The 10,602-nt window shown below is 61.8% G+C and carries 12 protein-coding genes and 1 pseudogene; 6 read left to right on the forward strand and 7 right to left on the reverse strand.

Annotated elements, in window-relative coordinates; genetic code table 11:
• Positions 1 to 52: 52 nt before the first annotated feature.
• From QW861_RS33860 to QW861_RS33875, 4 genes are all read left to right on the forward strand, one after another.
• Positions 53 to 2,170: an ABC transporter permease gene (locus QW861_RS33860; RefSeq protein WP_015663991.1), complete on the forward strand. Its 2,118-nt coding sequence runs from the start codon at positions 53 to 55 to the stop codon at positions 2,168 to 2,170.
• The gene (locus tag QW861_RS33865; RefSeq protein ID WP_315718540.1) at positions 2,167 to 3,261 is read left to right on the forward strand and encodes a hypothetical protein; all 1,095 of its coding nucleotides are present in this window, start codon (positions 2,167 to 2,169) and stop codon (positions 3,259 to 3,261) included. The genes QW861_RS33860 and QW861_RS33865 overlap by 4 nt, the downstream gene beginning before the upstream one ends.
• Positions 3,258 to 4,754, forward strand: coding sequence for a sugar ABC transporter ATP-binding protein (locus tag QW861_RS33870; RefSeq protein ID WP_315754948.1), 1,497 nt, complete (start codon positions 3,258 to 3,260; stop codon positions 4,752 to 4,754). Before QW861_RS33865 ends, QW861_RS33870 begins: the two co-directional genes overlap by 4 nt.
• Positions 4,755 to 5,848: 1,094 nt before the next feature.
• Entirely contained in the window at positions 5,849 to 6,169 is a 321-nt protein-coding gene (locus tag QW861_RS33875) for a DUF736 domain-containing protein (RefSeq protein WP_315718542.1), read from the forward strand.
• 111 nt (positions 6,170 to 6,280) lie between these two features.
• Here the strand turns inward: QW861_RS33875 and QW861_RS33880 are convergent, their stop codons facing one another.
• Both QW861_RS33880 and QW861_RS33885 read right to left on the reverse strand, forming a co-directional pair.
• On the reverse strand, positions 6,281 to 6,490 hold the full coding sequence (locus QW861_RS33880; protein WP_315718543.1) for a hypothetical protein: 210 nt from the start codon (positions 6,488 to 6,490) through the stop codon (positions 6,281 to 6,283).
• A gap of 86 nt (positions 6,491 to 6,576) precedes the next feature.
• Positions 6,577 to 6,831 (reverse strand): ABC transporter substrate-binding protein, encoded by a 255-nt coding sequence (locus QW861_RS33885; RefSeq protein WP_315755052.1) that lies wholly within the window; start codon positions 6,829 to 6,831, stop codon positions 6,577 to 6,579.
• A gap of 107 nt (positions 6,832 to 6,938) precedes the next feature.
• Between QW861_RS33885 and QW861_RS33890 the strand changes: the two are divergent.
• Positions 6,939 to 7,370 (forward strand): annotated as a pseudogene (locus QW861_RS33890) (MarR family transcriptional regulator); the annotation flags it as partial.
• 404 nt (positions 7,371 to 7,774) lie between these two features.
• Positions 7,775 to 8,209 (forward strand): bleomycin resistance protein, encoded by a 435-nt coding sequence (locus QW861_RS34120; RefSeq protein WP_409978008.1) that lies wholly within the window; start codon positions 7,775 to 7,777, stop codon positions 8,207 to 8,209.
• 258 nt (positions 8,210 to 8,467) lie between these two features.
• On the opposite strand, the gene QW861_RS33895 is transcribed toward QW861_RS34120, so the two are convergent.
• From QW861_RS33895 to QW861_RS33910, 5 genes are all read right to left on the reverse strand, one after another.
• Positions 8,468 to 8,854 (reverse strand): hypothetical protein, encoded by a 387-nt coding sequence (locus QW861_RS33895; RefSeq protein ID WP_315718666.1) that lies wholly within the window; start codon positions 8,852 to 8,854, stop codon positions 8,468 to 8,470.
• 185 nt (positions 8,855 to 9,039) lie between these two features.
• Positions 9,040 to 9,285: a DUF2635 domain-containing protein gene (locus QW861_RS34125; protein ID WP_409978007.1), complete on the reverse strand. Its 246-nt coding sequence runs from the start codon at positions 9,283 to 9,285 to the stop codon at positions 9,040 to 9,042.
• Positions 9,285 to 9,806 (reverse strand): hypothetical protein, encoded by a 522-nt coding sequence (locus tag QW861_RS33900; RefSeq protein ID WP_315718665.1) that lies wholly within the window; start codon positions 9,804 to 9,806, stop codon positions 9,285 to 9,287. Before QW861_RS33900 ends, QW861_RS34125 begins: the two co-directional genes overlap by 1 nt.
• A 244-nt stretch (positions 9,807 to 10,050) precedes the next feature.
• Entirely contained in the window at positions 10,051 to 10,449 is a 399-nt protein-coding gene (locus QW861_RS33905; RefSeq protein ID WP_315718664.1) for a hypothetical protein, read from the reverse strand.
• Positions 10,407 to 10,602, reverse strand: a 196-nt coding sequence (locus QW861_RS33910; protein WP_316194031.1) for a hypothetical protein, incomplete at its 5' end; no start/stop codon positions are given. The genes QW861_RS33910 and QW861_RS33905, both read right to left, overlap by 43 nt.

Here is a 10,602-nt window from a genome sequence, read left to right on the forward strand (position 1 = left end):
CGGCCGGGACGCGCATCAAGACGATTGCATAGGCAGTACCCATGGAAGGCAGATGCGCGAGACATTGACTCGGCTGCGATATCGCTACTGGCCCGACCATCTCCTCGGCGAGATCTTGTCCAAGAGGTGGACCGAAACCGCCGTTCCTGTGCTTCTGCTCCTGATCGTCGGCTTCGCATTGAGCCGGGTCCTGGAGCACTTTCTGTCCCCCGCCAGTCTCGCCGACACTGCGCGCCAGGCCGGAGAGATCGGTTTCATCGGTCTCGGAATGGGGCTTGTGGTCATCGTCGGCGGCATCGACCTGTCGGTCGGGTCGATGTTCGCCCTGACGGATTTCTGCGCGCTCTATCTCCTGGACGTTCTCAATTGGCCCGTTCCGGCGGTGGTCGTCGCGACCATGGTCGTCGGCGGGCTGCTTGGCGCCGTGAACGGGGTCTTGATCGGGTATCTGAGACTTCGCGCCTTCATCGCCACGCTGATCACGCTGATCATCTATCGCTCGGCGTTCGATCTGCTGATCCAACGCTATTCGAACGCCATCGCGTCATCGCTTCCAGATATCCCCTCGTGGGATTTCATTGGCGGCGGGGATGTTCTGGGAATCCCGAGCGTCGCGCTGCTCTATGTCATCGTCGCCATCGTCGGCCATGTCTTTCTGACGCGGCTGCGGCCCGGCTGGCACATCACGGCGATCGGCGGATCGCGCCGCTCGGCCTACAATTCCGGCATTCCGGTGCGGCGGACCATCGCGCTCTGCTACGTCGCGAGCGGCGTTCTGACCAGCATCGGTGCGTTGTTCTTTGCCGCCCGCCTCGGAACCGTGGGCGGCGACATCGGCGTCGGCCTCGAGGTGATCGTCCTGACTGCAACCGTCCTCGGCGGGATCACACTGGGCGGTGGCAAGGGTTCGGTCGTCAAGTCGCTGGTCGGTGTGCTCATCGTCCTCCTGATGACTAACGGCTTGACCGCGATGAACGCGCGTGGCGGCGTCAACCGCATGGCGCTCGCGACGATCCTCCTGGCGGCCGCCATGGTCGATATACGCTGGCAGAAGAACCGCAACCGGATCATCAGCAAGGTCTACGTTGCCCCGACCTATCATGCGCTGCCGCCGCCACCCCCGACCGAGATCGGCAAGGGCGGGCCGTTCGAGCAGAACGACAAGCTTCGCGATGTGTCTCTCATCGGGCTCGGACGGATCGAGGCGCCGGAGGATGTCATTCTCGACCGCAACGACGTGCTCTATGCCGGCTCCCGTCACGGTGACATCATCCGGTTCTTTCCGCCGGACTACGAGCGGATGGAGGTGTTCGCCCATATCGGCGGCCAGCCGCTCGGAATGGCGTTCGACCGCCAGGACAATCTGTATGTCTGCATCGGCGGCATGGGTCTCTACCGCATCACGCCCGACGGGACCGTGGAGAAGGCCACCGACGAGACCAACCGCAGCCTGTATTCGGTGAATGACGACAGCCGTCTGCGGCTCGCCGACGACCTCGACATCACCGATGACGGACTGATCTTCTTCTCCGAGGCGACCGTTCGCTACGAGATGGACGAGTGGCCGGTCGACGGGCTGGAGGCGCGCGGCAACGGTCGCATCATCTGCTACGACACGAAGAGTGGAACGACCCACACCGTGCTGCGCGGACTTAAGTTTCCGAACGGCGTCGCTGTTGCCAGCGACGGTCAGTCGATCTTGTTCGCGGAGACCTTCGGCTGCTCGATCAAGCGATACTGGTTCGCTGGTCCGAAGAAAGGCGCGGTCGAGACCGTCATGGACAATCTGCCGGGCTATCCCGACAACATCAATCTGGCGTCGGATGGCAACTATTGGCTGGCGCTGGTCGGCATGCGCAGCCCTTCGCTCGACTTGGCGTGGCAGATGCCGGGCTTCCGGCGGCGCATGGCCAAGCGGGTGCCGATCGACGAATGGCTATTTCCGAACATCAACACCGGGTGCGTCGTCAAGTTCAACGAGCAGGGCCAGATCCTGGAATCCCTCTGGGACCTCAAGGGCGTCAATCATCCGATGATTACCTCGATGCGGGAACACCGCGGTTATCTCTATCTCGGCGGTATCGCCAACAACAGGATCGGGCGCTTCAAGCTGGAGAACGCCGATCCAGACTTCGTCCACTACGATACACGCTGGAGGAGGCATTCGTGATCGCCGCCATCCGTGAATTCGCAAACCGCTTGCTCGGCCGCGGCGATGCGACCATCACCGTTCCGTCGTTCGACGGGGCGCTGAAGGCCAATCAAGTGCTGGAGGCAGCCGAAACGCTCCTCGAATGTGAAGCACCGGAGGATATTGCGTCCGACGGCCGCTCCCTTCTCATCGCCGACGGCGCGCGACTCCTGCGATGGGCCGGATCGTCGCCTACGGAGATCCGCAGATTCGCGCGGCCGATCTCCGCGTTGGCGATGCTTCCGTCCGGCGGTCTGGCCGTTGCGATTGGCGGCACTGAGGTTCATTTCTATGACGACATCACCGCCAAGACCCCGGTCTCGACATTTACCGGTGAGTTGCGCGCCGTCAACGCGCTTGCGCCCGCAGGCGACGGCACCCTGATCGCAACCGATGGTTCGTCATCGTATGAGGTCGGCGATTGGGCGCGCGACCTGATGGAGCTCGGTGATACCGGCCGTGTCTTCAGGCTCGATCCGCGGACGCAGACGATGCAGCAGCTTGCGGGCGGGCTTCGCTACGCCTTCGGTGCCGTCGCAAACGGCAACGACGTGCTGGTCAGTGAAAGCTGGCGGCACCGTCTGGTCTCGATCGCACCCGGCGGCACGCGCACGGTCGTGCTCGGTCACCTGCCGGTCTATCCCTCCCGGCTTGCACCGGCGCATGGCGGCGGCTTCTGGCTGACGGCCTTTATCGCCCGCACGCAATTGGTCGAGTTCGTGCTGCGCGAACCGGCCTACCGGCGTCGCATGATTGCTGAGATCGAGCCTGACTATTGGGTGGCACCACGGCTCAGGTCCGGCCAGTCCTTCAAGGAACCGCTGCAGGGAGCGCACATCAAGACCATGGGTGTCATGAAGCCGTGGGCTCCGCCACGGTCGTACGGACTCGTCATCCGGCTCGGTGCCGACGGACTGCCGGTTTATTCGCTTCATAGCCGCGCTGATGGCGTCAATCACGGCATCGTCGCTGCCGTCGAATACGGCGGCGACCTCGTCATGATCGCAAAGGGGCCGGGCAGGGTGCTCAGGCTGCCCCTTGCAACCCTTGGCCAGGAGGTCCTTCCATGAGCGAGATCATCCTGTCCCTGTCGAAGGCAACCAAGCTGTATGCCGGCGTGCCAGCGATCGAGGGCGTCGATTTCGAGCTGCGGCGGGGCGAGATCCACGCGTTGGTCGGCGAAAACGGCGCAGGCAAGTCGACCTTGACCAAGGTCATGGCCGGTGTCGTGGCCTTGACGTCAGGTGCAATGACGGTCGATGGCGTCGCGGTGTCTCCCAGAACGCCGCTGGAGGCGCGGCATCTTGGCATCGCAATGGTGTTTCAGGAAAACAGTCTGGTGCCGACGATGACCGTGGCGCAAAACCTGTTTCTCGGTCAGGAGCGATTCTACAATCGGCTGCGCGGCATCTACATCGCGGCTCAGCAGTTCCTCCAATCTCTCAATTTCGACGTCGCGCCGACGGCGACCGTCGGCGGCCTGGGCGCGGCCAAGAAGCAGATGGTCGAAATCGCTCGCGCCGTGCTGCACAAGGCGAAAGTCATCATCTTTGACGAACCCACGGCGACGCTTACGCCAGAGGAGAAGAAGTATTTCTTCGATTTGGTGCGGGATTTGAAGAGGCGCGGTGTTTCGATCGTCTTCATCTCGCACGCGCTCGAAGAAGCCTTGCTGTTGGCCGATCGCATTACTGTCCTGCGGGACGGCAAGCACGTCGTCACCGACGACGCCTCGGGATTCGATCGAGCGCGCATCGTTCAGGCCATGGTCGGACGAAACCTCTCAAATACGCTCTATGGTGTGCGGAAGGACAAAGTGCGCCCGGCCGGCAGGCGCGTGTTGACAATACAGAATCTCAAAATGGCGCCGATGGTCAGGAACAACTCATTGTCGGTGTTCGCGGGCCAGATCACGGGCGTGTTCGGACTGGTCGGCTCGGGCCGAACCGAGACTTTTAAGATCGTCTCGGGTATTCTGAAGCGTGATTTCTTTCACGGTGGAGAAATTCTGCTCAACGACAAGTCTGTGCGATATCGCGTCCCCGCGCCGGCCGTGAAAGCCGGAATCGCCTACGTCACCGAAGACCGCAAGGTGGAGGGCTTTTTCGAGACGGCCTCGATCGCGCGCAACATCTATTTGGGTCTGCTTGCCAAGTTTCCGAAAGGGCGAGCCTGGTTGTCGCGTCGTGAAAGAAATGGGGTCGGTAAGACCTGGATCGAACGTCTCAAGGTTCGCGCCATCGGCGACGAGGTCAAGGTTGTCGAGCTTTCCGGCGGCAATCAGCAGAAGGTTGTCATCGCCAAGTCGTTGATTCAGGATCCGGAGCTGATCATCTTCGATGAGCCGACGCGCGGGGTCGACGTCGGGGCCATCGTCGAAATTCACGAGTTGATCAACAGGCTCGCCGATGAAGGCAGAGCTGTGGTCGTGATATCCTCCTATCTGCCGGAAATTATAGCGCTATCCGATCGGATCCTGGTATCAAGGCAAGGCAAGGTCGTCGAAGAATTCTCGGCGATCGAAGCGACCGAAGAGAAGATCATGTATGCCGCCATCCACTGAACTGCGCGCGGCCTCCAATCGATCAGATCCCTTCAAGCGCACCGACGCCTTACTCGAGACACTCCCGATCGGCGTCACGTTCTCTCCCGGCTCGGGGATCCAGGGCAACCTCGCCGACGAGGCGCTCGGGCTTGGCATTCCGTGTGGACTCCTGGCCAAGGCGACGCGTGAGCGCCGTCAACTCTGCAGGTCCTTTGCCTTGCTAAAGCGGCCCGCGTCGATATCCCAGGCGACTCTCTGCACTCGTCATCGAGATGCATGTCTGCTTGAATCGCGTTGCACGTGGTGGCGCGGGAGCGGTCGTGGTCGTCTGACGCGCTGACCGCGCGACGATACCTGCAATCGGCAGCAATTGGTTCTCGTCACGGCCTCTTGGACTGGTCGTGCCTGCCGGCCTTTACGACGTTGTGCGGGCGCGGCGTGGTCGGAACATCCCTGGTTCGTGCTGCCGCCTTCCATCGGTCTTTCGCCTACGAACTGTCCCCGCCAGTCTCGCTGCAAGACGTGACCCCGAGCGGCCCCCGCGTTCAGCGTGGTCGGGATCACAGGAGCGTAGAGCTCTCGCTGCCCTCGTTCTCAAGGAGCTTGATGCGGATCGCTAGCGTTGAACGACAAGGCGTCGAGCTCCATCGGAAAGATAGTCGGGACTCTGCTCGAACCGGCTGGACCCCCTTTCGGATCTCGACTGTCCCAGGCCTTTCGCCGGGCATGACGGACGTTTGGCAGCCAGGGCACACATCGGCACACGCTTTTCTTCTCGGTGGCTTCTGATCTTTCGCCTGATCATCCCGATCTCTTGTGCAGCCTCAGTGCACCATGTCTCTCCCGTGAACTGATCAGGCAGTGACGCACCTTGCCTCGTGATGGCTTGATCTGGCCGAAGGCCGGCTGGGCCTCGATCGCCTGAGCGCAACGCCGCCGGCCAACTTTCTTCCCCTGGACGGAACGTCCATTCCTCGCGGGACAAGAAAGTTGGCCGACGCCGTCCTCCGCTGCCGCTTCAGCCCTTCGGGTGCGCCGTCGCTCGCCGTTCGTCCGATATGCGCCATCGAGGCCGCGGTGGTCGCGGCCCGAACCAGCCAAGGAGAGACAACATGGCTTCCATCGGTTCCTTCAAGAAGGTCGGCGACGATTTCCAGGGCGAGATCATCACCCTGAGCCTCAAGGCCAAGGGTGTACGCATCGTCCCCGAAGCCAACCGCTCCAGCGAGAACGCGCCCAGCCACCGCGTCTATGCCGGGCGGGTCGAGATCGGCGCCGCCTGGGCACGTCACTCCGAGGAGGGACGCGACTATCTCTCGCTCAAGCTCGACGATCCTTCCTTCAACGCCCCGATCTACGCCAACCTGTTCGAGGACGAGGGCGGCGAGGGCTACACGCTCCTCTGGTCGCGGCCGCGCAAGACCGCCGAGTGAGCCGATCGCGCTCCGTCCGGATCTGCCGGGCGGAGCGCATCGCAGTCGGCCGGCCGCTCCGACTGCGCGGACTGTTCCTCGCCGGCCTGACCTTTGGGAGCAGGCGAGGCGTCATTGCGCCAGCGAGCAGTTGCCGTCGGCCAGAGGGCGAAATGCGCGATCGGCCGGGACCGTGGCAACCACCTTGTAGTAATCGAACGGCTTTTTCGATTGCCCCGGCTCCTTGACCTCGACCAGATACATGTCGTGCGCGACCCGTCCGTCGACGCGCACGATCGTCTTGCTAAACAGCGGATCATCAAAGGCGCCAGCGTCGCGCATTGCCGCGATCACAGCTGCGCCGTCCTTGGCGCTGCCGACCTTCTCGACGGCCCGCAGATAGCCAGCGTGGTGGAATAGGTGCCGGCCTAACTCATCGGGCGCACTTTGCCGTTGCTGCGCCTGGCGAACCGCTCAGCGAAAACTCGAGTCTTGTCGTTCAGGTCCCTGTAAGAGGCGGTGGTCAGCATGAGCCCTTTCGCCGCCTTCAGGCCGAGCGCATGGATGTCGCTGATGAAGAGCACCAGGCCGACCAGCTTCTGTCCGCCGGCGACGATGCCGAACTCGCCGGCCGTCTTGATCGCGTTGATCGTATCGGTGCCGGCATTGGCGAGGCCGATGATCTCCGCCTTCGAAGCTGGTCGAGGCCTTCACACGCTCGATCCCGCTGGGTCGCATCGGCCAGCCGGATGATCTGCCCGGCGCCATTCTGTTGTTCGCCAGTGATGACGCGGCCAATATGTTGCATAAAACGGGGGCCCGGGCCGTGCAGGAGGAGGGGCTGACGACCCAGCAATGGGCGGTGCTGGGCGCGCTGTCCCCGCCCGAAGGCACGGAGCGGAATGAGCGGCGGCGACCTTGTCGAGTACCTCAGGGTCAGCCGGCGAGAATCTCGCGGGACTCGTCGGCCGTATGGCGCGGCGGACACGTGACGATCGCTCAGGACGAGCGCGACCGAGATCAAGGCTCGTCATGGACGGATACTGGTCGCCATGTCTGGCAGACGCTCGCGCTACCGAAGATCCATACCTACTACGATCACGTGCTGGCGGATATTTCCGTCAACGACACGGTGCACGGTCTGCATGATCTGCTGAAGATCCTTGAAAACATGAAAAAGCTCGATGAGGGCGACAATCAATCCGAAGACGAACAGACCTGAGGCAACAAAGATCGAACCGCTGCACTATCCTTCAGCCGAGCATGTCGGAGACAGATGCAGAGAACATAATCGATAAACCTCGCTAAAGGCGGGGAATCTCTGAGTTGAGCTGCTAGTAATCGTTCGGCTGACTCGCCGCTCTCAACGAGCTCCTGCACGCTGGTGTTAGCCGAGGAATGGATTGATCAGTTGGCGAAATCGTCTTCCCCTTGGCGGAGCCTCGTGCGACGATCTTCAGAGCGATCGAGCGCCAGATGAGCAAATTGTCCGACGTCGCGTTCGTGTCTTTGCGTACCGGATCTCGCTGCTGAACCGACGCCGCCAAGGAAGCGATCGTCAATGCGGCTCGCGAATGCTAAGAACATGCGAGCGATCAGCGCTGCATCGAGGAGCCTCGCGGGGGAATGGAAACATCGAAGAACAGATTGCCTGCCGGAGGGTTCGCCCGGCTGGTCCCCGAGTTGGACGTGTTTGATTTGCAGCGGAGCGAGGCGTTCTGGTGCAGAATACTCGGTTTTCAAATCGCATATCAGCGACCGGCGAACCGCTTCATGTACATAGAGTTGCAGGGCTCTCAGCTCATGCTACAACAGCGAAACGGCAATTGGGAGACTGGGAATCTTGAGCGTCCGTTGGGACGCGGGATTAACTTCCAAATGTTTGTCAACTCGGTCGCTCCCCTCGTCGAAGCCCTGAGGGGAGCGAATTGGCCATTTTTCAGAGACTGTCACGATGCTTGGTACGAGATTACGGGCGAAGAGCGGGGCAACAGGCAATTTCTGGTGCAAGACCCTGATGGTTACCTCCTCCGTTTCGCAGAAGATCTAGGCAGAAGGTGATCGGTGTGACAACGTCTCTCGCGTACTGCGCGATCATTGCAGGAACCGTGCCGAGAGCCCACAGACGATGCTGGCTTCGGGTCAAAGCCGGCCTTGGGGCGGTCCTACGGCCCACTTCCGATTGTAGCCCGAAAACAGACGGCCTGCGAGGGCTACCGTTAGGTCCAAGATGGGCCAAAAGCAGTTCTGCCGTTTGCGTTCCGCTTGGTCCGGTAATGAGCCTTTCGGTGTGCAGATCGGCCTTCTCTCAACTCACAACTAATGCTTCGGGCGCCTGGTCTGCTGACGAAACTGCCCAAGTTGCTCTTCCAACAAAGCTTCCGTAGCGGCGCGAGCTTTTGGATCATTATCAATCAAGTTGAAATGAATGTCCGCTCTTCGAGCAACACGCTCCCATATCTCGCTTACGCGATCGAATGGCGGTTCAATGCGCCTCAACATCATCTCAGATTGGCAATCATCAAGGTCTTGCGACGTGAACTCGTTTGAGCCGTCGGCCCAATGGTTCATCGCAAGTACCCAGAAATCAACCAACTCGGCATCTGGCAAAAGCTGAAAGCGCCTTCCGCGCTTCGTGTAACCTTGGACCTTTTCGAGGCGTTCATGCTTCAATAAAGCTTCAATTTCGTCACGCCGGTCAGTCACTATGCAATCCTTAAAGCATAAAGACGGTATCTATATACGAATCGCTTATCTCAGTACCACATCCACGGTGGAACTTCTAGCCTACGTTGAGCGTTTTGCCGCGCTCTCTCTTCTCCCTCCAGTTTTTGCGGCGAGCCTGCCGCATGAGTCGATTTGTCCTCGATCGGGGTGGGAGCATGACGGGTCTACTCGATGTGAGGGTCGGTAGCTTCCGGTTTGGGTCCAATTCCGGACGTCGACGTGGCTGCAGTGGGCTCCGCCTCGGCCTGTTGCACTTCGATGACGTCACCGTCGCGAAGCCGACGCGTCCAATATTGCGACCGCGCTTTCCACTCGCCGCTCGCGGCTAGCGGGGCGCCGGTTTGGGGATCGCGCACGCGTACGACGCCGTCCGCCGCGGGCGGCGCTGGCTTCAGAAAGATATTGTCCATTATCCACCTTGCAGATTGTCGGCGGCCGACTGCACCGGTTCGGTGCTGATGGCGCCGGGTTGCGGGACCGCCTTGATGGCGACCATATCGAGGTTGACGCGTGTCGGCATGACCGACACGGCGCGCGCCATGCCGAGCGCGAGACGGTGCAGATAGGTGGACGGCCCGAGCTGCGTCGCGATCGCCTTGAGCGCGGCCGGGAGCCGGTCGAAATCCGCGGGCGGCGAGGCCGGCGCCGGGTCGTAACAGGCCTCCTTCACCCGGATGCGGCCCCGGATCGTCCGGGCCGCGAGGCGGTTGTTTTCCTCGCCCGAGCGATGCTTGATGGTGGAGTGCCACTCCTCGAACGGCAGCTTGACCATTTGCCGGAACAGCGCGCCGGTCGGCCCGAAATGCAGCGCGTGAAAGATCTGATCTTCGAGCACGCCGAGCGAGGCCTCGACCGCCGCATCGGTGTCGGCATAGTCGACGATGACCTTGCCGTCCTGATGGAAGTTGGCGACGTCAGAGATCTCGAACACGAGATCGACCTCACCCTTATAGAAGGCGGGGCCAGCCTGCGCGATCTGGCGAGCGACGAGTTTTCCGTGAACACGGCGATCAGCGGGCGCTTCTCGTCGTCGGTGAGGTCATCGAACGGATCGATGCGCGAGTCCGAGACATAGGCACCGGCAATGGTCGGCCAGGGACCGCTGCTCGGCAGCAGCGCCGAGGGGCGCAGCGCTTCCAGCGCCGTCAGCCGCAGAAATTCGCGTGCCAGCATGGTTAGATCCCATTGAGCGTGAGCCGGACAAAGCCCGGCGTCGATGGCAGCACCTCGTGAATGCGGAAGCGCCGCCCGGTCGCCTCCTGGGTCACGAGGTCGCCGGTGCGCGGGCGCCAGGCCAGACGCGACAGATCGAGCGAGACATAGGGCCGATCGGTCGCATGCCCAGCGCGCTCCGGCTTGACGCCAGCTTGTGCGAACGCCCCGGCACCCGCGCGGGCGGCGGACTCGCCGAACGGGCACAGCACGTGCTCGACCACGGTGCGCGCCGGATCGGAGATCAGCGGCGCGTCACGATCGGTGTCGTATTTCATCGGAGCGAACGTAAAGTGCTCGCCCTGGATACGGTCATGCGTCACCGCCGCAGCTGCGACCGCACGCGCGAGCGGTGACGGCATGATTTCAATTCCGGTTGAATAATTCCGTCATGCGCGGCCTTGGCCTGCGCATCCACGTCTCTCTTCTCAGATGGGCCGATTTCGTTGAAAAAGTCAGCAGTTGCGACGCAGAGATATCGGTGATTCAGTCTGTCTAGTGGGCAGGACTGAAGG

This window comes from Bradyrhizobium sp. SZCCHNRI1029 (genome assembly GCF_032487555.1).
Lineage (GTDB): Bacteria > Pseudomonadota > Alphaproteobacteria > Rhizobiales > Xanthobacteraceae > Bradyrhizobium.

Coding starts and splice junctions, on each gene's coding strand:
- QW861_RS33860 (WP_015663991.1), top strand. CDS start 53: ATGCGCGAGACATTGACTCGGCTGCGATATCGCTACTGGCCCGACCAT.
- QW861_RS33870 (WP_315754948.1), top strand. CDS start 3,258: ATGAGCGAGATCATCCTGTCCCTGTCGAAGGCAACCAAGCTGTATGCC.
- QW861_RS33875 (WP_315718542.1), top strand. CDS start 5,849: ATGGCTTCCATCGGTTCCTTCAAGAAGGTCGGCGACGATTTCCAGGGC.
- QW861_RS33880 (WP_315718543.1), bottom strand. CDS start 6,490: ATGCGCGACGCTGGCGCCTTTGATGATCCGCTGTTTAGCAAGACGATC.
- QW861_RS34120 (WP_409978008.1), top strand. CDS start 7,775: ATGGAAACATCGAAGAACAGATTGCCTGCCGGAGGGTTCGCCCGGCTG.
- QW861_RS34125 (WP_409978007.1), bottom strand. CDS start 9,285: ATGGACAATATCTTTCTGAAGCCAGCGCCGCCCGCGGCGGACGGCGTC.
- QW861_RS33905 (WP_315718664.1), bottom strand. CDS start 10,449: ATGCCGTCACCGCTCGCGCGTGCGGTCGCAGCTGCGGCGGTGACGCAT.